This is a genomic window from Dactylosporangium sp. CA-152071 (assembly GCF_050936335.1).
GTDB lineage: Bacteria > Actinomycetota > Actinomycetes > Mycobacteriales > Micromonosporaceae > Dactylosporangium > Dactylosporangium maewongense.
Genome location: NZ_JBNJMZ010000002.1, coordinates 164,548 through 189,619 on the forward strand (window position 1 = coordinate 164,548; position 25,072 = coordinate 189,619).

The window sequence follows — 25,072 nt, forward strand, 5'->3', positions numbered from 1 at the left end:
CGATGGCACCACCCGGGTGCGTCCGGCGGTAGGGCACTCAGCGATCCTGTTGGCGATACAGCAAGCGGTACATCAGGCCGCCGTCACCGAGTCGATCACCTCGAACGCGGCGTCCGGCCGGCCGATGACGACGACGATGTCGCCGGCCCGGCACCGCAGGTCCGGCCCGGGGGACGGCACGACGTGCTCGTCACGGACCACCGCGATGACGGTCGCGCCGGCGACGCCGGTGCCGGTCAGGGGCCTGCCGACCCGCGGCGAGTCCGCCCCGATGAGGACCTGCAGCACCGCGACGCCGTCGGTGTGCCGGTCGAGGCGGGCGCAGTGCGTCATCGGGCCGGTCGTGCCGACCAGTTCGGCCACGGTACGGGCCTCCGCTGCGGTGAGCAGGACCCCGGTGAGGCGGGTGTCCGGGTCGGCCGGGTCGTACACGACGAGCTCCCGCCGGTCGTCGTCGTGCCGGATGACGCCGACGTGGTGCCCGTCCCGGGCGGCGAGCACGTGCAGCGTGCCGATGCCGGGCAGGGGAGCGCTGGTGGTGCGCGGGACGCTCCGCCGGGTGGCCATGCGCGGCGCCGGCGGCGGTGGGGATCCGGGTCGGGGGCGCCGGCGTGCCGGCGTGATCGGTGGTGTGGGGTTCATGACGGACGACCTCCTGAGGGTCAACGCGACGAGACCGTCGACCCCGGCAGGGTCGCGGCTGCGGACAACGTGGACGCTCAGGGGATGGGTGGGCCCCGGCAGGTCGGCGCCGCCGCCGGCCGTCCGGCGTGGACGATGGCGGCGGCCGGGCCGCGGCACGCCGGCCCCAGGACGGGGTCGGCGCCGGCGACTGGTGGGAGCACGGCGAGCCAGTGCGGCGCGCCGGACCGCAGGTCCCGCGACTCGGGCAGCTTCCTGCCGTGCGGTGTCTCGGCACCGGCCGCGGCGATGGCGACCGTGCCGCGGGCGAGCTGGAACGTGTCGCCGGGCAGCGCGTCGTGGGCCCGGGAGAGCCCGAGCAGCATGAGGCACGCGCTCAGCGCCAGGCCGACGGCGGTCGTGCGCAGGACGGGAGCGAATCTCATCCCGCACCTCCCGCCCGTCGGAACCGTCTACCCTACCAGGCGAAACGGGCGTTCGGGCGGGAGTCGCAAGTGGACAGTCAGGCGGTGCAGGGCACCCCGTTGACGTAGACGGTCGGCGGCGGGGTGGGCGGTGCGGTCCGGGTGCCGTACATGCCCACGGTCACCGAACCACCAGGCGGGATGACCCGGTTCCAGCTCGCATGGGTGAGGGTGACCGCGGCGCCGGTCTGGCTGGAGGTGGCGTTCCAGGCCTGGGTGACGCGCTGGTCGCCGGGGAACGTGAAGGTGATGACCCAGTCGTAGATGGGCGTCGTCCCTGTGTTGGTGACCGTGACGTCGGCGACGAACCCGTTGGCCCACACCGATGTGTACGTGAATGTGGCGCGGCACGACAGCACTGGCGGCGAGCTTGCGGACGGGCTGCCCGGCCCGCCGGTCCCGCCGGTGACGACGACCGTGTTGGAGGCGATCGAGACGTTGCCGGCCGCGTCGCGGGCCCGGACGTAGAACTGGTCGCGGGGCGACACCACCGCCGCCGTGTACGTGGTGCCGGGGACCGTGGCCAGCAGCGTGGAGATGAACACGCCGTCGAAGCGGTAGACGTTGTAGCCGGTGACGGCCACGTTGTCCGTGGAGGGCGACCAGGTCAGCGTGGTGCTGGGCCCGCTGGTCGGGTCGGCCCGCAGGCCGGTCGGCGCGGCGGGCGGCACGGTGTCCGGGCCGGTGTCGGTGACCGGCGTGACGACGACGACCGTGTTCGAGCCGCCGGAGCGGTGGCCGAGGTCGTCGTGGGCCGAGACCTGGAAGGTGTACTGCTGGCCCGGCCGGATGTCGGTGGTGACGGTGGCCGTGGTGACGTCGCCGACGGCGATGACCCGGCCGTAGTCGTTGAACGCCGGCATGGACGTGATGTCGTAGCCGGTGACCGCGCAGCAGCCGCGGCTCGAGGCGGTCCAGCTCAGCGTCACCGACGTGGACGTGACGGCCGTCGCCCGCAGGTTCGTGGGCGGGGTCGGCGGGAACGGCGAGGTGTTGGGCGTCCCCGAGGTTGAGGGCGCGGGCGGGGCGGGGGTGACCGCCACGCTGCCGTTGGCGTCGTTGACGGCCACCAGCAGGGCGCCGGCGAGCATGGCGGTGCCGGCGACGGACGCCAGCCGAAGCAGCGATCGAGTTCCGGGCATGGCCCGAGACTGGCTCACCGCATCGACGGCGGTCAACGAATCGGGTCGGCTGCCACTGTACGGCCAGCGGCGACGTGAAAGTTACGACGCCTGGCGGACGGGGGTGTCGGGGAGCCAGGCGTCGGCCAGGTCGCTGAGGGGGACGCCCAGGGCCTGGCTCAGGCAGACCACGGTGCCGAACGCAGGCGCCGGGAGGCGGCCCGTTTCGATCTTGCGCAGCGTCTCGGGGGAGATGCCGGCCGCCAGGGCCACCTCGACGAGGCTGCGGCCCGCCCGCGCGGCCCGCAGTGCCGCTCCGAGGCGCTGGCCCGCGGCGATCTGTTCGACGGAGAGTGGTTGGCGAACCATGCGAGCAGGATACCGCCCCGGACCGTGTGTGGTATAAAAATACCGCACACGGAAGTGGGGAGAGGCGTCGTGATCGAGCTCAAGTCCGCCGACGAGATCGGCCGGATGGCGGTGGCCGGGCAGTTCGTCGGTGAGCTGCTGGCCGAGTTGAGCGGCGTCGCCGCGGTCGGCGTGAACCTGATGGACGTCGAGCACCACGCCCGCCGCCGGATCAAGGAGCGCGGCGCCGAGTCCTGCTACTGGGACTACGCCCCGTCGTTCGGTAGCGGCCCGTTCCGCAACGTGCTGTGCCTGTCGGTCAACGACGCCGTCCTGCACGGCCTGCCGCACGACTACGTGCTGCGCGACGGCGACCTGCTCAGCATCGACATGGCCGTCGGCATCGGCGGCTGGGTCGCCGACTCCGCGCTGTCCTTCGTCGTCGGCACCCCCGACCCCGCCGACCTGAAGCTCATCGAGGCCACCGAGGTCGCCCTGGAGGCGGGCATCAACGCCGCCCAGCCCGGCGGCCGGCTCGGCGACATCTCCGCCGCGATCGCCGAGGTCGCCCACTCCTACGGGTACAGCGTCAACGGCGAGTTCGGCGGCCACGGCATCGGCCGCACCATGCACGAGGCCCCGCACGTCGCCAACGTCGGCCGCGCCCGCCGCGGCATCAAGCTCGAGCCCGGCCTCACCATCGCGATCGAGCCCTGGTTCTGCCGCTCCACCGACAAGATCAAGTACGACAAGGACGGCTGGACCATCCGCTCCGCCGACGGCTCCCGCACCGCCCACTCCGAGCACACCGTCGCCGTCACGCCCTCCGGCCCCCAGGTCCTCACCCGCCGCCCCACCCCCGGCGCCCCGGCAGACTCCGCGCCGATGGGCGCCACCGCCGCCTGACCCGGGGCGGCGCACCCGATCCCGCGACGACCGGCGTGGCCGGGCGACCAACGCCCGATGCCACCAGCCGGTGCCAGAGCAGCCGGCGAGGGTGCGTCGCCGGGTCCCCCGTTGAACCCGGCGAAGCGCCGTACGCAGTGCACTACGCCGTGGCGGCGGCCCGCAATCCGTTCGAACCTCGTCGAACGGTGCCAGGCGTGGCGCGAATCGGTAGAGTTCGACGGTGATCTCGGTGTCGGTCGGTGGTCCGGGCCTCGCATACGTGCGGCTGACGCCGTCGCCGGTCGCGGAGACCCTGGAGTGGCTGCGCCTGGCCGCGTGCGGCGAGCGGCACCGGGAGTTCGGCGACCCGGGCGCAGCGGCCCGCTTCGCGCTGCGGGACCGCGATGTCGCCCTGGTCGGTGCGGTACTGCGCACCTACCGCCACTACGTCCCGGACCTGCTGATGCCGAGCCCGCCGGAGCAGGACTGGGACGCCGCCTGGCGGCAGCAGCTCGAGCAGGTGCGTGCGACGCCGGCCGCCGACGCCGTCCGGATGCTGCCCGGCAACCTGCCGCGGGAGGTGCGCGACGCGGTGCAGCGGGGCACGTTCGCCGGGCGAGCGGCCCGGGCGCTGCGCCACTTCTACGACACCGTCCTCGCGGAGCAGATCTCCACCGTCCGTGCCGCCATCGACGCCGAGGTCGCGATGCGCGCGCGGCTCATGGCCCGGCACGGCATCGGGCACGCCGTCAACACGCTCCACCCGAAGATCCACTGGTCGGGCGCGGCGATCGACCTGCGGGTGGCGTTCCGCGAGACGTGGGACCTGTCGGCCACCGGCCTGCCGCTGGTGCCGTCGCTGCTCGGCCGGCCGGGACTGAACATCCAGCTGGGTGACCCCGCCAACTCGTTCGTGCAGTACGCGCTGCGGGCGACCCCCGCCCCGCCGGTCCAGGTGCAGGGCCCGGTCCAGCTCTTCGGCGCGCACCGGGCCGCGATCCTGCGCGACCTGGACGTGCCGCGCTCCACGACCGAGCTCAGCCGGCGGCACCGGCTCAGCAAGTCGACGGTGTCCTACCACCTCGCCGCGCTGCTCGGCGCCGGCCTGCTCGTCCGCGCCCGCGAGGGCAAGGCCGTGCACTACAGCCGCAGCCGCGACGGCGACCAGATGATGGCGCTCCCGGTCACCCGGAACTAGCCGTCACGCTCGCAGGCTCGCGGCCAGCGCGGTGACCTCGGCGGCGGTGGGCAGGCTGGCGCGGGCACCGACGGCCCGCGTCGCGAGGGCGCCGGCGGCGCAGGCGAGCCGGACGGCGTCGTCGAGGTCGCGGCCCGCGTCGAGGGCCCAGGCGAGCGCGCCGCAGAACGCGTCCCCGGCGCCGGTGGTGTCGACCGCCCGCACCGGATGGGCAGGGAACTCGGTGACGCTGTCCGGCCGGTGTACCCGGCAGCCGGCCGACCCGAGCGTGACGACCACCGTGCCGACGCCCCGGGCCAGCAGGGTCTCGGGCGGGCCGAGCAGCGCCAGCTCGTGCTCGTTGGGCACCAGGACGTCGACCTGCGCGAGCAGCGACGACGGCAGCGGCCCGGTCGGCGCGGGGTTGAGCACGAACGTCCAGCCCGCCGCGGCCGCCCGCCGGCCCGCCTCGGCGACGGTCTCCAGGGGCACCTCGAGGCTGGCCAGGACGACGCCGGCGCCGGTGAGCTCGCCGACGTCGTCGGGTGCCAGGTTTGCGTTGGCGCCGGGGACGACGGTGATTGCGTTCTCGCCCCTGGCGTCGAGCATGACGATGGCGAGTCCGGTCGGCGCCGGGTCCTGCCGCACCCGCGTCACGTCCACACCGTCGAGGCTGCCGTAGTCGAACCCGGCGCCGACCCGGGCGACGAGCGCGCACGCCCCGCCGAGCCGGCTCACCGCGACGGCCTGGTTGCCGCCCTTGCCGCCCGCCACGGTCGTCGACCCGGTGGCGATGATCGTCTCGCCGGGCGGCGCGATCCGCGGCGTGTGGACGACGAGGTCGACGTTGACCGCGCCGACGACCAGCACGCTCATCGGACCCCGCCGTCCCCGCGCGCGACGTTCATGACGCGAGGTGTGTCTGCGATGCCCACCCCGCGATCATCCTCCATGAGGAGCGCCCGGCGTCCTGCGGTACTGATGACCGATGGGGTGATCAGTGCACCGTCAGGCGGTCTGGTACCAGATCTCGAGGAACGCACCGGTCGGCGCGAACTTCTTCCACTGCAGCTGGTCGTTCTCGTCCAGGGCGCGCAGGCCGAACGTGATGTCGGCGCCGCCTCCGGCGGCCTTCTGCTGGACGGCGTTGGTCACGCCGCCGCTGAACGTGACCGCGTGCGGCGCCGAGCCGCAGGTGGTGTTGGCCGCCGTGGAGACCGACGCCACCTTGGTCTGCCAGTAGCCGAGCGAGTTGGCCCAGGTGGTCGTCGCCGGAGCGGTCAGGTCCTGGGTCTTCCACAGGTCGACCGGCGTCGCGGCGCACGAGGCCGAGTGGTTGAGCGTCAGCGTGACGGTCGCGTTGAGGATCTGGGTGCCGGTGACCGGGGCCAGGCCGTCGAAGCGGACGAACGACCGCCACACCCGGGTGGTGCCGTACTCCCGGCCGGAGCGCATGGCGTCCCGGTTGGTCGTCCAGAACGAGGTGGTCGGGTAGCCGCTGGACACCTGGGTCCACGCGTACGTCGACACGTACAGCACGGCGGTGCCGTCGGCCTGCACCTGCAGGCTGCTCGTGGCGGAGCGGTGGTCGAGCGCCTCGACGGTGATCCCGCAGGCCTTCGCGGCCGCGGCGGCCGCCGCCTCGGTCGGCGCGACCGGGGAGCAGGAGGGTGCCGCGTGGCCCGCGGCGGGCGCGAAGAGCGCAGACGCGGCAACAGCCGCCACCGCGAGCAGGCTCTGGGCAGACTTCTTCCAGACAGACGTCATCGAATCCCCCGTGGATCGCTTGGGCCACCGGCGCGTGGCCGTGCTTCAGCGCATCGCCCCCGGTGGATGTCGATGCTCAACGTAGGTCAATGCCTTCGCCGGAGCAAGAGGGTCCCGGCGAACTTCGACGGAACCCTGCGCCGTCATGTCCGGGCGACGGCGTGGAAGCGTAATGCGTACTGGCCCGCCGGGACGGCGGCGAGCATGGTGACCGCGAGGAGCAGGACCGCGAGCAGGGGCTGGCGGCTGTTGAGGTAGGTGCCGGCGGCGAGCACGGCCACGACCACCGAGGCGAGCAGTCCGCCGCCGGTCAGCACCGCCCAGGCCTGGCGGCCGGCGCGGACGGCGAGCGCGAGCGCGGCGGCGCCGGCGAGCAGCGCGAGGACCCAGCTGATCTGCCACGGTTGCGGGCCGACGTGGTTGCCGGGCCAGTCCACGACGCCCAGGCCGAGCAGGCCGCGGTGGACATTGCGGCCGGGTCCGGACGCGTCGATGACGGTGATCGGCGTGAACGGCGAGAACTTCGCGCGGACCGGGTTGGCGCGGCCCAGGACCATGGTCGCGGTGCTGGCGACCGCGAGCAGGACGGCGGTGACCGCGGTGGCGAGCAGCGCCGGCCGGACGTGGTCCGGTGCCGGCCGGCCCGCGCCGCGGACCGCGAACCACGCGACCGGTGCGGCGCAGGCGAGCAGGCACAGCACGGCGATGAAGGCGGACCCGGGTGCGCCGCCGGCGGTGGTGGCGTCCCGGAGCCAGCCGAGCAGGTCGTGCCGCTCGACGCCGCCGTCGCCGTCGTGGACGAACCGCGTCGCGCGCAGGAGCAGCACGGTGCCGGCCGCGGTGGCCGTGAGCGCCGCGGCCCAGGGCCAGGAGCGGGCCCGTGCCGCCAGGACGGCGGCGATGAGGGCGAGCAGCGGCAGCGCCGCCGCATACGCGACGCCCTCCACGGTGATCCCGAAGTCGGTGAAGCCGGGCGAGCGGGCCTTGAGGTCGCCGAACAGCGTCCGGAACTGCGCCATCTGCACCACGGTGAGCAGCACGGCGACGCCGGCCGCGGTGAGCAGCACCGGGTGCGCGACCCGCCGCCGCGCCGCCGTGACCGGCTTCTCCGGCGAAGGCGAAGGCCCGGCCGGGACGCTGTCACGACCGGCGACAGGAGCGGCCGTGGGAGCTTCGACCGGGGCGGTGGCGGGTTCGACCGGCGCGACCGGCGGTGGAGGCGGGGGAGGGGTAGCCGCCCGTACAGTGCGATCGACCGGAAGCGGAGCCGCCACCGCGGGCGTGGGTGCGGCGCCCACGGTGTGGACGCTGCCGTTGGCGACGACGAGCTCGGGCTGCTCCAGCACCACCGGCGCCACCCCCAGCGCCCGGTGCAGCAGCGTGGCGACCAGCGGGATCCGGCTCGACCCGCCGACGAGGAACACCCCGGCGAGCCGGTCAGCGGTGACCCCGCTGGTGAACAGCGTCGCCGTGGTCAGCGCGACGGTGCGCTCCAGCCACGGCCGGACGAGCGTGTCGAGCTCGTCGCGGGTCAGGTGCAGGTCGACGTCGAAGAGCGGCACGCTCAGCCCGGCGCTGCTGCCGCGGGTCAGCCGCTCCTTCACGGCCCGCGCGTCCTCCCACAGCGTCGCCCGGTGCCGCCGGTCGGCGGCGGAGCCGGGCGAGGCGAGCCGTTGCCACAGCGCGGGATCGCGGTCCGCGACCTGCCGGCCGACCCAGTCGACGACCGCCGCGTCGAGGTCCACGCCGCCGACGTCGTCGAGGCCGTCGGCCGCCACGACGTCCCATGCATCACCGCCTGGGTCGCCGCCGGTGCGCCGCACGACGCTGATGTCGAACGTGCCGCCGCCGAAGTCGTACACGACCACCGTGCTGCCGACGTCGACGCGGTGGCCGAGCACCGTGGTGAACGAGACGGCGGCCGCGACCGGCTCCGGCACCAGCCGCGGTGCGGGCAGGCCGGCCGCCGCGGCCGCGTCGACGAGGAGCTGCCGCCGCCGCGGCCCCCAACCGGCCGGGTGCGTCAGGACGAGCCCTGACGGTGTCGCGCCGCCGAGGGTACGGGCGGCCTCACCCCCGGCCCGCCGCAGCACCGCGGCGATCGCGTCACGGACGGGCACCTCGGCGCCGCCGAGCAGGAGCGCACCGTCGTCGACGCGGCGCTTCGGGTGCGGCTCGTAGGCCGACGGGTCGAGCCGCGCGCCGCGCTGCGCGTCGCGCCCGACGAGGAGCTCGCCGCCCTCGGCGTGCACCCCGGACGGCAGTAGCGGCGAGGCGTCGAAGAGCAGCAGCTCGACGGCGCGGTGCGGGTCGGCCCGGGCGAGGGCGGCGACGGTGTGCGACGTGCCGAAGTCGATGCCGAGCGTCTCCCCGTCAGACATGCACCGAGCCTATCGACCGCCGTTGCTGGACGGCGAGCGTCACACCCGCCGCCGCGCCCAGCGTCGCGGCCCCGCCGTGGACGTCGCCGAGGACGAGCAGCACGAGCGCCGCGACGAGGCTCACCGTCCCCAGCACCCGGACCTGGACCGACGTGCCGAGCACCAGCGCCGCCGCGGCGAGGGACGCGGCGAGGCCGAAGTCGACCAGCGAGCTGCCCGCGCCGACCGGCAGGACGACGAGCCCCCACAGCCCGCCGAGCACCTGCACCGTGCCGGCGAGCACGAGCCACCGCGCCGCGCCCCAGCGGCGCTCGGCGAGCGTGCCGAGGACGGCCAGCGTGACCAGGTTGAAGACGGTGCCGGTCCAGCCGCTGTCCTGCACGACGAACGAGCTGACGAGCCGCCACACCTGCCCGTCCGCGATCGCCGCCCGGTCCCGCCGCAGCGCCTCGAACAGCCCCGGCGCCACCGTCAGCTGCAGCCCCGACACGACCGCGACGACCGCCACCGAGACCAGCGTCGCCACCGGCACCTTCGCGGGCCCGGCCGGGCGCGGCAGTCCCGCCACGGCCCACCCGGCGGTGACGAGCAGCGCGACGTAGAGGACCGCCATCCGGGCACCCCGAATCAGTAGGCGAGCGCGACGACCGTGTGGGCGACGCGTTCCAGCAGGTGTTCGTCGTACGGCAGCCACGGCACCGCCGAGGCGGGGACCCGGTGCCGCACGTCGGTGGTGACCGGGTCGCCGTCGCGGGTGACGCGGGCGGTGGCGAGGTGCACGGCGTAGGGGCCGACGTGGACGTGCCGGTCGCCGAACGACACGCCGTCGAAGCCGGCGAGGATCCGGCGCAGCGCCGCGCGGCGCATCCGGCAGCTGTCACGCCCTTCCGGCAGCTCCCGGTCCGTCTCGCCGAGCGGCCGGTCGGCGAGCCGGGTGAGCGCCTGCCAGCGGGCGTCGTCGCGCAGCTGCGGGTCGTCGTCGAGACCGAACGCGGCCACGCTGACGAGCAGGTCCACGCTGCGCAGCGCCTCCGACACGAGCACCGGCGGCGCGTCGGTGAACCGGGCCGGGCACCACTGGCCGCCGTCGCGGTGCTGGAGGTGCAGCGCGCCGGTGAAGCCGAACCCGGACGCGCCGCGGTGCAGCGGGCCGTCGACGGTGAACGCCACCCGCCACCGGCCCAGGTCGCGGCGGAGCAGCCCGGCGCCGTGCTCGCCGCGCCAGCCGTCGCGCACCGCCACGCCGAGCAGCGGCCGGATCGCCACCGCGTACCCGCCGAACATGTCGGTCGCGGTGCCGTCGCCGGCCGGGTAGTGCTCGCGGAACGCCTGCCGGACCGGCTGCGTCAACCGCCGCTCGAAGACCGTGTCCCGCCAGGCGGCCCGGTCCGCCGCGCCGGCCCGCGCCGGGTGCCACAGCCGCACCCGCCCGCCCCGCGGCGGCGCGCCGAGGGCCGCCTCCCACCGGCCGGGCGCGGTCTCGGCCTCCCAGATCAGCCGCGCGGCGAGGTCGCCGGGCACGTCGGCGTGCCACCGCTCCCACGGGAAGCTGACGTCGCCGAGGTACCCGCCCTCGAGGGCATGGGTCATCGTCGTCAGCTGGGCCCGGGTCGGGGCGGCGCCGGCGGGCAGGCGCAGCGCGATCGCGGGCTGCCGGGCGAGGCCCTGCTCCGCGACGGGCACCAGCCGGTCGAGCTTCTTGACGAGACCGGCGTGGCGGGCCGCGGTGCGGGCCGCCCGCAGCGCCGCCACCGACTCCGGCGTCGGCCAGGCCGCCACCGCCTGGGCGAGGGCGTGGCCGGCCGCCTGGGACGGTGCGGTCCTCGCCGAGGTCGGCGCCACCACGGCGCCGGGCAGCAGCCGCTGCAGCACCTCGCCCACCCAAGGCTCGTCCCGCAGCAGCGCCACCTGGCACGCCCGCCAGAGCACGTCGACCTCGAGGGCGTGAACGCCTTGTCCGCCGCGTACGCGGTCCGTCCACTGTGGATGTCGGCGATGCGCGCGCCGGCGGTCTCCAGCGCGATGCGGGCGAACGGCACGTACCCGGGGAGGCCGGCGAGCCGGTCGATGATGTCGGGCAGCGCCGCCACCCCGCCCACGTCCCGGTGCCGGTCGGCTTCGGCCACCACCGCCCGCCCCGCCACGTCCAGCGCGAGCACCTCCTCGACCTCGGCGGCCGCGAGCGGGTCGCCGGCCAGGTCCGCCCGGACCCCGGCGCTGACGGCCGCGTCGACGGCGGGCCCGGCCAGAGCGGCCAGCACGAGCCGTCCGAACCCCCGGGCGTCGCGGGCCAGCACCGCCGCCGGTGCGGCGAGATCGGGCGGGAGCGGGCCGGTGCAGCGCAGCACCGCGGCCACCGCCACGCCGGGGCTGAACCCGCGCTCCGCGATGGTGTGGAACAGGTCGGCGCATACGGCCGGGGTGAACGCCGGCGAACGCTCCTGGACCGCGAGCCGCACCGCACCGGCGGCCGTGACCGCCGCCGGTGCCGTCTCCTGCGTCGCCCCTTGTGTTGCCCCTTGTGTTGTCTCCGCGGCCACCTGCCACGCCGCCACGAACAGGGCGCCGAGCTCCTCGTCGCCGACGCGGCTCAGGTCCGGGGGCTCGCCGGTGAACCGCGGGTCGTCCGGGGCGGGCCCCGTCATGGCCTGGAGCAGCCGTTGCGCGTAGGGGCCGAGGGTCACGCCGGTGGAGTGTAGAGGCCGACGAGCCGGGCGACGGCACCCTGGTCTCCGTCGATGTCCACGGCGTCGAGGCCGAGGCCCTCGAAGAGGATGTGGGTCCACGCGGTCGAGTCGGCCGTCACGGTCGCGGCGGGGTCCCGGATCTCGCCGGTCCTCACGTGTACGGCGCCGCCCTCGGCCACGGTGTGGAAGACACGGACGGGCGGGTGGGCGCGCCGGGCGTCGTGGAGGCGCAGCACGACGGCCGGCACCTCGCCCGGCGCCTCCGGGGCCATCGTCCGCATCGCGAGGACGACCGCGTCGGGCGTCATGCCGCCGGTCGTGGCCGGGTCGGGGCCGGCGGAATACCAGCGGCCGAGGGCCGCCAGGACGCCCTCGAGGTCGCGGCCCCACGCGGTGGCGACATACGCCCGGGTGCGGGCGAGGTCGGGCAGCACGACGTGGTCGACGATGCCGGCCTGGCACAGCGACCGCAGCCGCTCGGTGAGGACGGCGGGGGTGATGCCGCGGACCGCGTCCTGCAGGTCCCCGAAGCGCTTCGGGCCGAGGATCAGCTCCCGCACGATGATGAGCGTCCACCGGTCGCCGACGAGGTCGAGCGCGTTCGCGGCGCGGCACGCGTCGCCGTGGTCGCCGTAGCCCTGCCTGACCGGCACGCGCGCCTCACCCCTCCCCGCTCCGGCTCACCCTGGATCGCTCCGGAACACTCTGGCTCATCCCGGCTCACTCTGGTGAACATAGGTTCGACTATGTTTAGGATACTGGACATGACCGCTTCCCATGATGTGACGCCCACCCCGGCGGTCGTGGACCGCGCGACCTGGCTGCGCGAGCGGGAAGGCCTGTTGGCCCGCGAGAAGGCCCACACCCGCGAGGGCGACGCGATCGCCGCGGCGCGCCGCCGCCTGCCGATGACCGAGGTCACGCCGACCTCCCTGGTCGGGGCCGGCGGCCCGACCCCGCTCGCCGACATCTTCGCCGGCCGCGACCAGCTGGTCGTCTACAAGCACATGTGGCACCTGGACAAGCCGTTCGAGGACCAGTGCGAGGGCTGCACCGCGTCCATCTGGGACTTCCACGACGCCGCCTACCTGGAGGAGCGCGGCATCTCGTTCGCCGTCTTCGGCGAGGGCCCGTATTACCAGATGGCCCCGTTCCGGGAGTTCATGGGCTACACCCACCGCTGGTATTCGACCTACGGCATCGACGACCCCGCCTACGCCGGTGGTGGCGTCATCGCCTGCTACCTGCGCCAGGGCGACCGGTTCTTCCTCACGTACGAGACCACCGGGCGCGGCGTCGAGGCCATCATGGGCTCGCACAAGCTGCTCGACATGACCGCCTACGGCCGCCAGGAGGTCTGGGAGTCGTCCCCGGACGGCTGGCCCCAGGAGCCGACGTACACCAGGTGGCGCCGCGACGGCCGGCCCGTGCCCCAGTGGACCAGGCCGTCCGTGACCCCGGTCGGCGACCGGCAGGAGCCGCACTGCCACTGAGCCCGGCGTCCGTGGAGGATGCCGGGTTCCTCCGGCGTACCTATTGACAAAAAAATCTTGTACGTAAAGACTTGGCTTGTCATGAGAGACGTCGTCTACCTCGACCAGATCGAGCAGGCTGAGGCCCTGCTCAAGCCGCAGCGGATCGACGTGCTGCGGCGGCTCGCCGAGCCCCGGTCCTGCACCGAGGTCGCGGTCGAGCTCGACCAGACCCCGCAGCGGGTCTACTACCACGTGAAGCGCCTGGTGGAGGCCGGCCTGGTCAGTCAGGTCGCCGAGCGCCGGGTGCGCGGGATCCACGAGGGGATCTACCAGGCGGCCGGCCGGTCCTACTGGCTGTCCCCGGGCCTGGTCGGCCGGATCGGGCTGCGCCAGGCCCGCGACCTGCTCAGCCTCGGCCACCTGGTCGACCTGATGGAGGAGGTGCAGGCGGACATCGCCGCGCTCGACCTCACCCGTCCGGACCTGCCGTCGATCGGCGTGTCGGGCGAGATCAAGGTGCGCCCGGAGCAGCGCAAGGCGTTCCTCGAGGAGCTGCAGCAGACGCTGCAGGACCTGTTCACCCGCTACGGCGGCGCCGAAGGCGACGGGTTCCGCCTGGCGGTCGCCTGCTACCCGAAGGAAGACCCCGCGGACCGTGCCTGACCCGCGCCCGGTCCCGGCCGCTCAGGCGTTCCTGCCACACCGGGGCACCCGCCGGTGGCCCGGTCACGGCGGGGTGTCGGCCGGTGGGGGCGGCGGTGGCAGGGTGACGGTGACCGTCAGGCCGCCGGCGTCCTGCGGCTCGGCGACGACCGTGCCGCCGTGGGCGCGGACGATCGACCGGACGATGGCGAGGCCCAGGCCGGTGGAGCGGCCGCCCGCCGGGCGGTCGGCGGACAGCCGCTGAAACGGCTCGAACAGGCGGTCGACCTCCGCCGGCGGGATGGCCGGGCCGCTGTTGCGGACCACCACGACCGCCGGGCCGCCGGGGCCGCGGGGGCCGCCGGTCGTCACGTCGACCCAGCCGCCGGGGACGTTGTGCCGGACCGCGTTGTCCACCAGGTTGCGCACCAGCTGGTCGAGCAGGGCCGGGTCGCCGAGCGCGGACGCCGGGCGCAGGTCGGTGGTGACGGTCAGGTCGGCGGCCACGGCCTCGGGGTCCGCGTCGCCGAGCGCGGTGGCCGCGGCGAGCGCCAGGTCGTGCGGCTCGCGGGTGACGGCACCACTGTCGCTGCGGGCCAGGGCCAGCAGGCCGTCCAGCAGCCGCTCGGCCCGGCCGGTCGCGGTGAGCACGCGGGTCGCCATCGCCTGCCACTGCTCGGGCGTGCTCTGCCGCTTGGCGAGCAGGACCTCCGCGCCCGTCCGGACGATGGCGAGGGGGGTCCGCAGCTCGTGCGAGGCGTCGGCGACGAACCTCCGCTGGCTGTTGAACGACCCCTCCAGCCTGGTCACCATCGCGTCGAAGGTGTCGGCCAGCTCCTTGAGCTCGTCGTCCGGACCGGCCAGCGCGACCCGCTCGTGCAGGTGGTCCTGCGAGATCCGCCGGGTCGTGGTGGTCAGGGTGCGCAGCGGCCGGAGCATGCGGCCGGTGACGATCCACGAGACGCCGACCCCGGCGACGAACGTCAACGCCAGCGCCAGGACCGACATCTCCCCGGTGTGCAGCAGCTCGCGCCGGCGCAGCCGCTCGGTCTCGGCCAGCTCCCGCTTCACCGCCTCGAACTTGTCGGCCCCCTCCGAGCCGTCCGTGGGTGGCTGGATCACGGCCAGTTCGGCCGCGGTCGGGCCGTGCACGTTGGTGTAGAGGCTGTTGTACAGCAGCGCGTAGTTGAGCGCGAGCAGCCCCGCGCAGGTGAGGACCAGCATGACCGCGTACACCAGGGTGAGCCGCAGCCGGATCGAGCGGCGGGGCCGGTGCGCCTTCACAGCCGGTACCCCGCGCCGACGAGCGTCTCGATCAGCGGCGGGTCGCCGAGCTTCTTGCGCAGCCGCGCCACGGTCACCCGGACGGTCGCGGTGAACGGGTCCGCGTGCTCGTCCCACGCCCGCTCGAGGAGATCCTCGGCGCTGACCACGGCGCCGGCGGCGGACATCAGGATCTCCAGCACGGCCAGCTCCTTCGTGGTGAGCGGGATGATGCGCCCGCCGCGGGTCACGACCCGCCGGCCGGTGTCGAACGTGAGGTCGGCGCGTTGCAGCACCCGCGGCGCGTTGTTGGCCCGCCGCGCCAGCGCCCGGATCCGCAGCACCAGCTCGTCGAAGACGAACGGCTTCGGCAGGTAGTCGTCGGCGCCCAGGATCAGGCCGGCGACCCGGTCCGCCGCCTCACCCGCGGCGGTGAGCATCAGCACCCGCGCGTCGCTGCCGCCCGCGGCGAGCGCCGTGCAGACCTGGTCGCCGTGCAGCAGCGGCAGGTCCCGGTCGAGGACCACCACGTCATACCGGTTGGCGCCGGCCTTGTGCAGCCCGTCCAGCCCGTCGCCGGCCACGTCCACCGCCATGCCGTGGTCGCGCAGCCCGTCGGCGACCTGCTCGGCCAGCAGCGCCTCGTCCTCGATCAGCAGCACCCGCACCGGACCGTCCTTTCCCTGCCATTGTCGGTGGGCGGGGATAACACCAGCGTTACAGACGCTGTGACGCCCGCGTTGCCGGTCCGCTGCTGCACTGGCCGCCATGAGAACGAGACTCCTCGCCCGGGCCGTGCTGCCGCTCCTGCTCGCCGCCTGCGCCGGCGCCTGCACAGGAGCCCACCCAGGCGCCGGCAGCGACGACGGTGTCGCCACGGTCGACGGCACGTCCAGGCCAAGCACGACCGCGACCGGCAGCCTGCAGGAGCAGGCGATCGCCTACACGCGGTGCATGCGCGAGCACGGCGTCCCGCTCGGCGACCCGGAGGTCAGCGCGTCGAGCATCCGGATGGGCCCGGTCGACAAGGCCGCCGTCGGCAACGACAAGCTGGTGGCCGCGGAGGCGGCGTGCGCGCCGCTGCTGCCGCAGCTCCCGCCGGCGGAGGCGGCGGCGAAGGTGGAGAAGTCCCGGGAGTTCTCGCGGTGCATGCGGGCGCACGGCTTCCCCGACTTCCCCGACCCGGACGCCGACGGACGGGCGGTCGTGCCGGACGCGATCCGCCAGAGTCCGCGGTACGAGGAGACGAAGCGCCTCTGCGACGACCAGGTCCGCTCGTTCACCCCGTCCCCGGCGGCGTCCCGATGAGCAGGTCGCTGACGGCCGGGTCGCTGCCGCTGCTGTGCGACGACCACGTCCGGTCCTGCACGCCGAGCCCCGCGGTGACCCGGTGAGACGGCGCGGGCAGGCCGCCGCGGTCGCCGGGGTCGTGGGCGCGGCCACGGCGGCGGCCGTCGGGCTCGCCGGGTTCCAGTTCGGCGGCGGCGACACCGGCACCCAGGACGCGTCCGACCTGCCGCCGGCCACCGCGCAGGTGACCCGCACGACGATGCTGGACACCGACGACGAGCCCGGCAGCCTCGGCTACGGTCCCGCCACGGCCCTCGCAGGCCGGATCCCGGGCGTGCTCACCCGGCTGCCGCAGGCCGGCGACGTCATCGACCGCGGCCAGCCGGTGTACCGCGTGGACGACGCGCCGGTCGTGCTGCTGTTCGGGGAGGTCGCCGCGTACCGGACGCTCGCGCCGGGTGTCGTCGGCGCCGACGTCCGGCAGCTGGAGACGAACCTGCGGGCGCTCGGCTACACCGGGTTCACGGTCGACGACAGCTACTCGGCGACGACGGCCACCGCGGTACGCCGCTGGCAGCAGGCGAACCACCTGCCGCAGACCGGGCAGGTCGAGCTCGGCCGGGTCCTGTTCGCGCCCGGGGCGATCCGCGTCGACACCGTCACCGCCGGCGTCAACGCGTCCACCGGGGGCGGCGACGAGGTGCTGCGGTTCACCGGCACCGGACGGGAGATCACCGTCAAGCTCGACGTGTCCAAGCAGCGCCTGGCCCGTAAGGGCGTCGCCGTCCAGGTCCAGATGCCCGACGGCCGGACGGTGCCCGGCCGGGTCGAGCGGGTGTACACGGTGATCGAGCAGCAGGACGGCCCGCCGCTGACGAAGATCGAGGCGATCGTGTCGCTGGGCGACCCGTCGGCCGCGACCGGCGTCGAGGCGGCCGTGGTCACCGTGACGTTCACCGCCGCCGAGCACAAGGACGTGCTGACCGTGCCGGTCGCGGCGCTCGTCGCGCTCGCCGAGGGCGGCTACGGCCTCGAGGTCGTCGAGGGCTCCGGCACCCGGTACGTGCGGGTGGAGACCGCCCTGTTCGCCAACGGCCGGGTCGAGGTCACCGGCGACGGCCTGCGCGAGGGCATGACCGTGGGGATGCCGCGATGATCGAGCTGACCGGCGTCACCAAGGAGTACCCGGGCGGGGTGCGGGCGCTCGCCGGGATCACGCTGCGCGTCGGCGCCGGCGAGCTGGTCGCCGTGGTCGGCCCGTCCGGCTCCGGGAAGTCGACGATGCTGCACATGCTCGGCACCCTCGACCGGCCCACCTCGGGCACGGTCGCCGTCGACGGGCACGACGTGTCGCGGCTGTCGGACCGGCAGCTGTCGGCGCTGCGGGCGAGCCGGATCGGCTTCGTGTTCCAGCAGTTCCACCTCGCCACCGCGGTGCCCGCACTCGACAACGTCGCCGACGGGCTGCTCTACGCGGGCGTACGGGTGAAGGAGCGCCGCCGGCGCGCGGAGGCGACCCTGGAGCGGGTCGGACTCGGGCACCGCCTCGACCACGAGCCGCACGAGCTGTCCGGCGGCGAGCGGCAACGGGTCGCGATCGCCCGCGCCGTGGTCGGCGGGCCGGCGCTGCTGCTCGCCGACGAGCCGACCGGCAACCTGGACACCGCGTCCGGGCGGGGCATCCTGGCGCTGCTGCGGGAGCTGCACGCCGGCGGCACCACGGTCGTCGTCATCACCCACGACGCTTCGGTGGCGGCGGCGCTCGACCGGCAGGTCCACATGCGTGACGGCCTGGTCGTCGCCGACTCCGCGCCGGCGGCCGGATCGTGACCGCGGCCCAGCTGGCCCCGGCCCGCATGGACGTGCGGGACGTGGTCCGGGTCGGCGCGGCCGGCCTGCGCACCCGGCCCACCCGGGCGCTGCTGTCGGCGCTCGGCATCGCGATCGGCATCGCCGCGATGGTCGCGGTCGTCGGCATCTCCTCCTCGTCCCGGGAACAGCTCGACCGGCAGCTCGCCGCCCTCGGCACCAACCTGCTGACGGTCGCGCCCGGCCGCACCGTCGAGGGCGACGCGGCGAAGCTGCCCGCCGAGGCCGAGGCGATGATCGCGCGGATCGGCCCGGTCACCGGCGTCTCGGCGACCGGGAAGGTCACCGGAGCCAAGGTGTACCGGACGGACCGGATCAACCGGGCGGAGACCAACGGCCTCACCGTCCTCGCCGCGCGGGAGAGCCTGCCGCGGACCGTCGGCGCCGTGGTGCGCGGCGGCACCTGGCTCAACGGCCTGACCGGCCGGTACCCGGCGGCGGTGCTGGGCGCGGCGGCCGCGGAGCGGCTCGGCGTCGGGCGGGCCAGCCCCGACGTGGAGATCCTGGTCGGCGGCGAACGGTTCACCGTGATCGGCGTGCTGCGCCCGGTCGCGCTCGCCCCCGAGCTGGACGCGGCGGTGCTCATCGGCTGGGACGTCGCCGCCACCGCGTTCGGCTTCGACGGCCGGGCCAGCACCGTGTACGCGCGGACCCGCGACAGCCAGATCGAGGCGGTCCACGGCGTCCTGGCCGCGACCGCCAACCCGCAGGCGCCCGGCACGGTCGCGGTGTCCAAGCCGTCGGCCGTCCTCGCCGCCCGCCGGGCCGCCGACACGACGCTCAACGGCCTGCTCCTCGGCCTCGGCGCGGTGGCCCTCCTGGTCGGCGGCGTAGGCGTGGCCAACACGATGGTCATCTCCGTCCTGGAGCGCCGCGCCGAGATCGGCCTGCGCCGCTCGCTCGGCGCCACCCGCGGCCAGATCCGCCTCCAGTTCCTCGTCGAGTCGCTGCTGCTGTCCACCATGGGCGGCCTCGGCGGGGTGGTGCTCGGCGTGGCCGTCACCGCCGGCTACGCCACCTACCAGGCGTGGCCCTCGGTCGTCCCGGCGTGGGCGACCGCCGGCGCGGTCGCGGCGACGATGCTCGTCGGCGGGATCGCCGGCCTGTACCCGGCGATCCGCGCCAGCCGGCTGTCACCGACCGAGGCGCTTTCCGCGCCCTGAGCAACGGTTCGGGCCGCGTTTGGCGGGTCCGGCCGCACGGGTACGGTCACTCTCATCGTCAGATCGCTGCGGGGAGGGCACCCGGGTGCGGCACGAGCCGCACTGCCACCTCGACGGCACGGTCGCGGCCCAGGCCGCCGGCAACCTCGAGGACGGTGGCCATGCTGGAGCGGGTTGACTACGACGTACGGCAGCATTCGGTGTACTCGGCCGGGCGGGCGCTGCCGGAAGGGACCGCGGAGCTCTGGTCCGGGCTGTTCGCCAGGTGGGCGGGCGCGCCGAACCCGTTGACGGCGCTGGACCTGGGCTCGGGCACGGGCCGCTTCACCACGGTCCTCGCGGAGACCTTCGGCGGCCCGGTCTACGGCGTCGAGCCGTCCGGGCGGATGCGGGAGCAGGCGGCCCCCCACCCGCGCGTGCAGTACCTGGCGGGCAGCGCGGAAGCGATCCCGCTGCCGGACGACTCCTGCGACGTCGTGCTGCTGTTCCTCGTCTTCCACCACATCGTCGACCGGCCCCGCGCGGCGGCGGAGATCCACCGGGTGCTGCGCCCGGGCGGCCGGGTCCTGGTCCGCAGCGCCTTCGCCGACCGCCTGCCCGACCTGTACTGGCACCGGTTCTTCCCCAGCGCCCGCGACGTCGAGCAGCGCATGTTCCCGACGGTCGCCGAGGTGACCGGCCTCTTCGAGGACGCGGGCCTGACGGTCCTCGGCCTCGACCGGATCCGCGAGACGGTCGCCACCGACCTCGCCGCCTACGCGCGGCGGCTCCGCCTGCGCGCCATCTCCACCTTCGAGCACCTGACCGAGGAGGAGACCCGGCTCGGCTTCGCGGCCCTGGACCGCGCGGTCGCCGCCGGGGACGACCCGGGCCACATCACAATGGACAGCGACCTGCTCGTCCTCGGAGATTCCTGAGGAACCTGTCGGATCGGGCGGGACGTGTTCGTAGATGGGATGAGCGCCGCCGACGAGGGCGGCCCGGACCACGGGAGATGATCCGAGGATGCAGTACCTGGTTTCCGTCCTCTTCGACGACAGCATCGTGCCCAGGGACGACGAGATGGCCGCGATCGACGCGTTCAACGACCGGATGCGGGACGAGGGGCACTGGGTCTTCGCCGGCGGCCTCGCCGCGCCCAGCGCCGCGACGGTCCTCGACAACCGCGACGGCGCGGGCCTGATCACCGACGGCCCGTACGTGGAGACGAAGGAGTACCTCGCCGGCTTCTGGGTCTTCGAGGCGCCCGACCTCGACGTCGCCCTGAAGATCGCCGCCGAGGGTTCGCGGGCCTGCAACCGCCGCGTCGAGGTCCGCCCCTTCGCCCAGCCGTGACCCGCCTGTGGCGACCGCTCGGCCGAGCGGTCGCCACAGGGACAGGCTCAGCTCAGGACACCAGCCACTCCTGGGCCTTCGTGGCGTTGCAGTCGTAGATCTGCAGCTGGGTGCCGTTCACGGTGCTGGAGTTCGGCACGTCCAGGCAGCGACCCGACACGGGGTTGCGGATCGAGTTGTTCGGGCTGAGCTCCCACAGCTGGTTCGGCGTCAGGTTGCAGTCGAAGAGGTGGATCTTCGAGCCGTTGGTGGTGCCGTAGCCGACGACGTCCAGGCACTTGCCCGCGACGCGGATGGTGCCGTCGCCGAGGACGGTGACGATCTGCGAGTTGGCGCCGCCGTTGCAGTCCCAGGACTGGATCGGGTTGCCGTTGGTGAGAAGGCCCAGGTTGTTGTCGATGCACTTGCCGGGGATGCCGGAGTGGACCATGCCGATGCCGGCCCACTGCATCGTCCACTGCTGGGCGGAGTTGCCGTCGCAGGTCCAGATCTGGATGCCGGCCCCGTCGGCCGTGCTGGCGTTCATGACGTCCAGGCACAGGCCGGAGTTGGGGTTGCGGATCGAGTTGTCCGGGCCGAGCTGCCACTGCTGCGCCACGGTGTTGTTGCAGGTGTACAGCTGCACCCGGGTGGCCGGTGCGGTGCCGGAGCCGACGACGTCGAGGCACTTGCCGACGATGCGGATCGTGTTGTCGCCCGCCAGCGTCCACAGCTGCGAGTTGTACCCGCCGTTGCAGGACCAGGACGTGACGTTGTTGCCGTCGGCGGACCCGCCCGTGTAGTTGTCCAGGCACTTGCCGGGCAGGCCCGAGCGCAGCAGGGTCAGCCCGCCGGCCGGCGGGGCTCCGGTGACGGGCCTGGTGGCGCCGGCCGACACCTGCATGCCGTCGATGGTGCCGGCGAAGAACTCGGCGGCGGCGCCGGCCTGCAGGGTGCGGCCGACGGTGAACGGCCCGGCCGCGTCCCAGGCCCCGGCGATGGTCGCCTCGGCCTGCAGCTTGTCGTCGACGAACAGCCGGATCCGGCCGGCCTGCGCGTCGTACACCGCTTCCAGGAACGTCCAGCTGTTGAGCACCGGCGCGGCGAGCGAGGTCACCTTGACCACGGTCGGTGCGTCCACGTCGGTGCCGGTCACCGCGTAGGCCCACCGGTTGGCGACCTTGTCGTACCGGACGGTGAACGCGGCACCACGCGTGCCCTGCTGGGCGAAGACGCTGCGGGACACGCTGGTGTCGGTGATCCGGACCCAGCCGCTCACCGAGTACGACTGGTCGGTGTGCACGACCGGCCCGGCGGTGGCGGCGGCGCCGGTGACGCCGTCCAGGCAGAGCCCGCCGCTGAGGTCGTTGCCCTCGCACCAGGTCGCGCCGGGCGCGTCGGTGAGGGTCAGCGGGTGCTGGTACCCGGAGTCGTCGGTGACCTGCCGCGGCACGTCCTCGTCGTAGTCCTCCATCGCCCAGGCGCCCGTCGGTACCGGCGCCACGAGCGGCTTGAGGTCCAGCGACGGGTCGATCGCCCGGTCCCACACCCGCACGTCACCGATGTCGCCGGCGAACTTGTTGTTGCGCGAGCCGTTGAACTTGCCCTGACCGATGAGCAGCGCGCCGGTGGCGTTCCAGTTCGTGGGCCGGCTCACGGTGCCGGACAGGTCGCCGTTGACGAAGAGTTTCGCGGTCTTGGTGCCGGCGTCCCAGGACACCGCCAGGTGGGTCCAGCGGTTCGCGACCGGCGGCGCGGCCGAGTTGGCGCGGACGATCGGCGGGTCGGTGGTGTCGCTGCCGTACAGGCTCAACGACCAGCGGTTGTCCGGCGCGGGCCGGTAGTGCACGGCGAACCCGCAGGCCATCGCGCCTTCCTGGCACATGACGGTGCGCTGGCTGTCGGTGGCGGTGAGCCGGACCCACGCGGCAGCGCTGAAGCTCTTCGACGTGTCGAGCACGGGCCCGGCGGTGGCGGCGAGGTCGTCGACGCCGTCGAACCGCAGCGCGCCGTCCGTGCCCGCGACGGGGTGCGCCCCGAGGACGCGACCCGCCACCCAGGTCTGGCCGCCCGTGACGGTGGCGGCGGGGCCACCGGCCGGCGTCGTGTTGAGCGTGACGCCGGTGCCCTCGTCCAGCTTCCACACGGCCTTGGGATCGGAGGCGGTGTTGACGAGGAAGCGGTAGTCCCTCGGCGGCGACGCGTTCTGCGCGGCGTCGCGGGAGCGGACCGTCAGCACGTGCTCGCCACGGTGGGTCGGGGTGACCCAGACGGTCGCGGGCCCGCCGGTGACGGAGGCCGCGACGTACGTCTTCGCGCTGCCGTCGAGCTGGTACTCGTAGTCGACGATGTCGGTCTCGCCGTTGGCGCCGAACGTGAACTGGCCGCTGCGCCCGACGGAGCCGCGCATGGTGTCGTTGGGCGGCGACTCCAGGTACAGGCCGTCGGCCGCCGTGACGGTCGGCACGACCCCCGGCGGTGTCGTGTCGACGGAGAACTCGCACCACGCCGAGTAGTTCGACGTGCCGCCGAGGGTGTCGCTGACCCGCACCTGCCAGCGGTAGGTGGCGCTGGTCAGGGTGCCGGCCGGCACCTGCACCTCGCCGAGGGTCCCGGACGGGATGCCGGAGTCGCCCTTCGGCCAGCCCGCGACGCCCGCCCAGGTGCTGCCGTTGAGCCGCTCGAGCGAGAACGCGGCGGACAGCTGGCCGCTCTGGTCGCCGTCGGGGTCGGAGACGGTCGCCTTGAGCCACGGCGTCATGGACCGCACGATCGGCCGGGTCGCGCCGGTGACGCAGGCCTGCCCGGCGGCAGTGTAGTCGGTGTGCGTCGCCATCTGCGCCGCCTGCGGCGTGTTCGGCAGGCTGTTGTACTCCACGGACAGCGCGGTCGAGGCCTGGTCGAACTTCTTCCACCGGTTGCCGACGGTCTCGTTGGCGCCGTTGCTGTCGCGGGCGGAGAGGCCGAGGGTGTAGCTGCCGCGGCCCTGGCCGAAGCCGACGATGTCGTTCACCAGGGTCTGGTTGGAGAACTCCATGTACATGTTCGGCTGCGGGTCGTTCGCGCAGCCGGCGCCGGTGGACGGCTTGTGGGCGTTGCCGGACTTCTGCTCGATGTGCAGGTCCAGGCCGGGGCCGGACCAGGCCTGCCGGCCGGACCCGGTGAGGTCGCCGGTGCGGTACAGGTTGACCGGCGTCGCGGTGCACGACCACGAGTGCGTCATGTACGTCACGAACTTGGCGTTGCGGATCTGCTTGCCGGGCAGCCAGGTGAGGTCGAACGCGAAGAACGAGCGGAAGGTGCCGGACCCGTCGGTGTTCAGGCCGACGCGGACGATGCCGTCGTCGCGGTTGGCGTTGGTGGAGTCGGTGTAGCCCCAGCGGGCGCGGCCGACGCCGGTCCACGGGTCGATCACGACGGGGTACGCGACGTTGGGGTCGGCGAGCATCGCGGCGTCGGGCACGATGACGAGGGAGCCGTCCTCCACGGTGGTGGGGAGGTCGGCCTTGCGGGAGTCGTCGGGCACGTGCCGCAGCAGCGAGTTCTTCCCCGCGGACCGCGCCGCCGCGAGGGACCGCTGCGCGTTGGGCACGCCCGCGGAGTCCCACATGAGGGCCGGTCCGGCGGACGCGGTGACCTTGCCGGTGGTGTCGCGGGTCTCGTAGCCGCCGCCGGGGCGCTGCTTGAGCGACCAGCCGGTGCTGCTCAGCCCGAACTTGAGCTTCGCCAGGGCCGGGTTCGCCGCGGCCTGCCGGGTCTTGACGATCAGCGAGTAGCCGAAGCCCTCCACTGTGGACTGCACCTGGAGGTCGACGTCGGGCAGGACCGACTCGTACACCGCGGTGTCACCCTCGATGCGGGGTGCGGGCAGCTTCGACGGCCAGGTCAGGTTGAGCGCGCCGCCGGCGCCGGCCAGGGTGACGAGCGGTCCGGTGCCGCCGGCGGAGAACCGCACGTCCGCCACGGACGCGGCCGGGGCGAGGGTCGTGCCGTCCTTGCGCAGCGACAGGTCGATCTGCCGCCAGGCGCCGTCCTTCTTCGTCCACTGCGGCACCGCGTAACTCTCCCGCACCAGCGTGCCGCGCGGCGTGGCCATCGTGCGGGCCATCTCGGACCTGGAGTTCGCCACCTCGACCGTGCGGCCGCTCTCGACCGCCTGCTGCAGCGCCGCGGTCTCGGCGGCGCGCTGGTCGACCGGCGGCGCGACCTGGCCGGGCTGACCAGGCTGCCCGGGTGCCGGGTCGGCGGCGGCCGGGTCGCCGGCCACGGCCGCGACGGTCAGCGCGAGGCTGATGGGAAGAGCGCCGGACAGGAACCTGCGCACGGCGCGATGAAGTGAGATCACTGGATGCCCCCGCGAAGTGAAAGTGAGCGAAACGTAGGGGCAGCCCGACTTCCGTGTCAATCGATCGAGGTGATCTCGGCACGGTTGGTGACGCCGTGACGTCGGCGAATGAAACGGAATGCTTCGGTATGTCCTCCAGATCAATCTCCGCCGGAAAACTTCGAGCGGTCGTGTCGGATCGGCGGCGGCGGGTTCGTAGGTCAGGTAGACAGAGGGGCCGAGGAGAGGAGCGCACC

At 74.2% G+C, this 25,072-nt stretch carries 24 protein-coding genes; 10 read left to right on the forward strand and 14 right to left on the reverse strand.

The genetic code is table 11. The annotated features are described in order from the left end of the window. Positions 1-72 precede the first annotated feature (72 nt). The 4 genes from ACQEVZ_RS40725 to ACQEVZ_RS40740 form a co-directional block, all read right to left on the reverse strand. Complete coding sequence (locus tag ACQEVZ_RS40725; RefSeq protein ID WP_344507395.1) at positions 73-567, reverse strand: cation:proton antiporter regulatory subunit; 495 nt, start codon at positions 565-567, stop codon at positions 73-75. Between the two features lie 152 nt (positions 568-719). Next, positions 720-1,067 (reverse strand): hypothetical protein, encoded by a 348-nt coding sequence (locus tag ACQEVZ_RS40730; protein WP_433377547.1) that lies wholly within the window; start codon positions 1,065-1,067, stop codon positions 720-722. A gap of 77 nt (positions 1,068-1,144) precedes the next feature. Continuing rightward, complete coding sequence (locus ACQEVZ_RS40735) at positions 1,145-2,248, reverse strand: cellulose binding domain-containing protein (protein WP_433377550.1); 1,104 nt, start codon at positions 2,246-2,248, stop codon at positions 1,145-1,147. 81 nt (positions 2,249-2,329) lie between these two features. Then, positions 2,330-2,596, reverse strand: a complete 267-nt coding sequence (locus ACQEVZ_RS40740) for a helix-turn-helix domain-containing protein (protein WP_344507401.1) — start codon at positions 2,594-2,596, stop codon at positions 2,330-2,332. Positions 2,597-2,665: 69 nt separating this feature from the next. On the opposite strand from ACQEVZ_RS40740, the gene map reads away from it, so the two are divergent. After that, positions 2,666-3,481: a type I methionyl aminopeptidase gene (map, locus tag ACQEVZ_RS40745; protein ID WP_433377553.1), complete on the forward strand. Its 816-nt coding sequence runs from the start codon at positions 2,666-2,668 to the stop codon at positions 3,479-3,481. A 223-nt stretch (positions 3,482-3,704) separates the two neighbouring features. Then, positions 3,705-4,661: a helix-turn-helix domain-containing protein gene (locus tag ACQEVZ_RS40750; RefSeq protein ID WP_433377556.1), complete on the forward strand. Its 957-nt coding sequence runs from the start codon at positions 3,705-3,707 to the stop codon at positions 4,659-4,661. 3 nt (positions 4,662-4,664) lie between these two features. Here the strand turns inward: ACQEVZ_RS40750 and ACQEVZ_RS40755 are convergent, their stop codons facing one another. From ACQEVZ_RS40755 to ACQEVZ_RS40785, 7 genes are all read right to left on the reverse strand, one after another. Then, positions 4,665-5,516 (reverse strand): ribokinase, encoded by an 852-nt coding sequence (locus tag ACQEVZ_RS40755; protein WP_344507409.1) that lies wholly within the window; start codon positions 5,514-5,516, stop codon positions 4,665-4,667. Between the two features lie 132 nt (positions 5,517-5,648). Next, entirely contained in the window at positions 5,649-6,407 is a 759-nt protein-coding gene (locus ACQEVZ_RS40760) for a DNRLRE domain-containing protein (protein ID WP_433377560.1), read from the reverse strand. Between the two features lie 143 nt (positions 6,408-6,550). Beyond that, positions 6,551-8,788, reverse strand: a complete 2,238-nt coding sequence (locus ACQEVZ_RS40765) for an Hsp70 family protein (RefSeq protein ID WP_433377563.1) — start codon at positions 8,786-8,788, stop codon at positions 6,551-6,553. Beyond that, on the reverse strand, positions 8,781-9,401 hold the full coding sequence (locus ACQEVZ_RS40770) for a rhomboid family intramembrane serine protease (protein WP_433377566.1): 621 nt from the start codon (positions 9,399-9,401) through the stop codon (positions 8,781-8,783). The genes ACQEVZ_RS40765 and ACQEVZ_RS40770 overlap by 8 nt, the downstream gene beginning before the upstream one ends. Positions 9,402-9,415: 14 nt before the next feature. Further along, positions 9,416-10,378, reverse strand: a complete 963-nt coding sequence (locus tag ACQEVZ_RS40775) for a DUF4132 domain-containing protein (RefSeq protein ID WP_433386023.1) — start codon at positions 10,376-10,378, stop codon at positions 9,416-9,418. A gap of 5 nt (positions 10,379-10,383) precedes the next feature. After that, positions 10,384-11,472 (reverse strand): hypothetical protein, encoded by a 1,089-nt coding sequence (locus ACQEVZ_RS40780; RefSeq protein WP_433377569.1) that lies wholly within the window; start codon positions 11,470-11,472, stop codon positions 10,384-10,386. Continuing rightward, the gene (locus ACQEVZ_RS40785; protein WP_344507417.1) at positions 11,469-12,128 is read right to left on the reverse strand and encodes a winged helix-turn-helix transcriptional regulator; all 660 of its coding nucleotides are present in this window, start codon (positions 12,126-12,128) and stop codon (positions 11,469-11,471) included. The genes ACQEVZ_RS40780 and ACQEVZ_RS40785 overlap by 4 nt, the downstream gene beginning before the upstream one ends. 111 nt (positions 12,129-12,239) lie before the next feature. On the opposite strand from ACQEVZ_RS40785, the gene ACQEVZ_RS40790 reads away from it, so the two are divergent. After that, positions 12,240-12,968 (forward strand): DUF899 family protein, encoded by a 729-nt coding sequence (locus ACQEVZ_RS40790; RefSeq protein ID WP_433377573.1) that lies wholly within the window; start codon positions 12,240-12,242, stop codon positions 12,966-12,968. An 81-nt stretch (positions 12,969-13,049) separates the two neighbouring features. Continuing rightward, positions 13,050-13,613: a helix-turn-helix domain-containing protein gene (locus ACQEVZ_RS40795; RefSeq protein ID WP_344507421.1), complete on the forward strand. Its 564-nt coding sequence runs from the start codon at positions 13,050-13,052 to the stop codon at positions 13,611-13,613. Positions 13,614-13,676: 63 nt separating this feature from the next. On the opposite strand, the gene ACQEVZ_RS40800 is transcribed toward ACQEVZ_RS40795, so the two are convergent. Both ACQEVZ_RS40800 and ACQEVZ_RS40805 read right to left on the reverse strand, forming a co-directional pair. Then, positions 13,677-14,876, reverse strand: coding sequence for a sensor histidine kinase (locus tag ACQEVZ_RS40800; RefSeq protein WP_433377577.1), 1,200 nt, complete (start codon positions 14,874-14,876; stop codon positions 13,677-13,679). Then, positions 14,873-15,523: a response regulator transcription factor gene (locus ACQEVZ_RS40805; protein ID WP_344507425.1), complete on the reverse strand. Its 651-nt coding sequence runs from the start codon at positions 15,521-15,523 to the stop codon at positions 14,873-14,875. The genes ACQEVZ_RS40800 and ACQEVZ_RS40805 overlap by 4 nt, the downstream gene beginning before the upstream one ends. A 100-nt stretch (positions 15,524-15,623) precedes the next feature. On the opposite strand from ACQEVZ_RS40805, the gene ACQEVZ_RS40810 reads away from it, so the two are divergent. The 6 genes from ACQEVZ_RS40810 (at position 15,624) to ACQEVZ_RS40835 (ending at position 20,512) form a co-directional block, all read left to right on the forward strand. Further along, positions 15,624-16,163, forward strand: a complete 540-nt coding sequence (locus ACQEVZ_RS40810; RefSeq protein ID WP_433377581.1) for a hypothetical protein — start codon at positions 15,624-15,626, stop codon at positions 16,161-16,163. Between the two features lie 82 nt (positions 16,164-16,245). After that, positions 16,246-17,301, forward strand: coding sequence for a peptidoglycan-binding protein (locus tag ACQEVZ_RS40815; RefSeq protein WP_433377584.1), 1,056 nt, complete (start codon positions 16,246-16,248; stop codon positions 17,299-17,301). Next, positions 17,298-17,975: an ABC transporter ATP-binding protein gene (locus ACQEVZ_RS40820; RefSeq protein WP_433377587.1), complete on the forward strand. Its 678-nt coding sequence runs from the start codon at positions 17,298-17,300 to the stop codon at positions 17,973-17,975. The genes ACQEVZ_RS40815 and ACQEVZ_RS40820 overlap by 4 nt, the downstream gene beginning before the upstream one ends. After that, positions 17,972-19,177 carry an ABC transporter permease gene (locus ACQEVZ_RS40825; RefSeq protein WP_433377590.1) on the forward strand — a complete coding sequence of 402 codons (1,206 nt, stop codon included), beginning with the start codon at positions 17,972-17,974 and terminating at the stop codon, positions 19,175-19,177. Before ACQEVZ_RS40820 ends, ACQEVZ_RS40825 begins: the two co-directional genes overlap by 4 nt. Positions 19,178-19,338: 161 nt before the next feature. Further along, positions 19,339-20,094, forward strand: coding sequence for a class I SAM-dependent methyltransferase (locus tag ACQEVZ_RS40830; RefSeq protein ID WP_433377593.1), 756 nt, complete (start codon positions 19,339-19,341; stop codon positions 20,092-20,094). 88 nt (positions 20,095-20,182) lie between these two features. Beyond that, positions 20,183-20,512 carry a YciI family protein gene (locus ACQEVZ_RS40835; protein ID WP_344507436.1) on the forward strand — a complete coding sequence of 110 codons (330 nt, stop codon included), beginning with the start codon at positions 20,183-20,185 and terminating at the stop codon, positions 20,510-20,512. A gap of 52 nt (positions 20,513-20,564) precedes the next feature. On the opposite strand, the gene ACQEVZ_RS40840 is transcribed toward ACQEVZ_RS40835, so the two are convergent. Beyond that, positions 20,565-24,815 carry a ricin-type beta-trefoil lectin domain protein gene (locus tag ACQEVZ_RS40840; protein ID WP_433377596.1) on the reverse strand — a complete coding sequence of 1,417 codons (4,251 nt, stop codon included), beginning with the start codon at positions 24,813-24,815 and terminating at the stop codon, positions 20,565-20,567. Positions 24,816-25,072: the final 257 nt, after the last annotated feature.

Excerpts from the sequence above, each read along its gene's own strand:
- ACQEVZ_RS40765 (WP_433377563.1), bottom strand. The coding sequence starts at position 8,788 with ATGTCTGACGGGGAGACGCTCGGCATCGACTTCGGCACGTCGCACACC.
- ACQEVZ_RS40835 (WP_344507436.1), top strand. The coding sequence starts at position 20,183 with ATGCAGTACCTGGTTTCCGTCCTCTTCGACGACAGCATCGTGCCCAGG.
- ACQEVZ_RS40770 (WP_433377566.1), bottom strand. The coding sequence starts at position 9,401 with ATGGCGGTCCTCTACGTCGCGCTGCTCGTCACCGCCGGGTGGGCCGTG.
- ACQEVZ_RS40810 (WP_433377581.1), top strand. The coding sequence starts at position 15,624 with ATGAGAACGAGACTCCTCGCCCGGGCCGTGCTGCCGCTCCTGCTCGCC.
- ACQEVZ_RS40830 (WP_433377593.1), top strand. The coding sequence starts at position 19,339 with ATGCTGGAGCGGGTTGACTACGACGTACGGCAGCATTCGGTGTACTCG.
- ACQEVZ_RS40760 (WP_433377560.1), bottom strand. The coding sequence starts at position 6,407 with ATGACGTCTGTCTGGAAGAAGTCTGCCCAGAGCCTGCTCGCGGTGGCG.
- ACQEVZ_RS40735 (WP_433377550.1), bottom strand. The coding sequence starts at position 2,248 with ATGCCCGGAACTCGATCGCTGCTTCGGCTGGCGTCCGTCGCCGGCACC.
- ACQEVZ_RS40725 (WP_344507395.1), bottom strand. The coding sequence starts at position 567 with ATGGCCACCCGGCGGAGCGTCCCGCGCACCACCAGCGCTCCCCTGCCC.
- ACQEVZ_RS40730 (WP_433377547.1), bottom strand. The coding sequence starts at position 1,067 with ATGAGATTCGCTCCCGTCCTGCGCACGACCGCCGTCGGCCTGGCGCTG.
- ACQEVZ_RS40795 (WP_344507421.1), top strand. The coding sequence starts at position 13,050 with ATGAGAGACGTCGTCTACCTCGACCAGATCGAGCAGGCTGAGGCCCTG.
- ACQEVZ_RS40820 (WP_433377587.1), top strand. The coding sequence starts at position 17,298 with ATGATCGAGCTGACCGGCGTCACCAAGGAGTACCCGGGCGGGGTGCGG.
- ACQEVZ_RS40740 (WP_344507401.1), bottom strand. The coding sequence starts at position 2,596 with ATGGTTCGCCAACCACTCTCCGTCGAACAGATCGCCGCGGGCCAGCGC.
- ACQEVZ_RS40775 (WP_433386023.1), bottom strand. The coding sequence starts at position 10,378 with ATGACCCATGCCCTCGAGGGCGGGTACCTCGGCGACGTCAGCTTCCCG.
- ACQEVZ_RS40755 (WP_344507409.1), bottom strand. The coding sequence starts at position 5,516 with ATGAGCGTGCTGGTCGTCGGCGCGGTCAACGTCGACCTCGTCGTCCAC.
- ACQEVZ_RS40790 (WP_433377573.1), top strand. The coding sequence starts at position 12,240 with ATGACCGCTTCCCATGATGTGACGCCCACCCCGGCGGTCGTGGACCGC.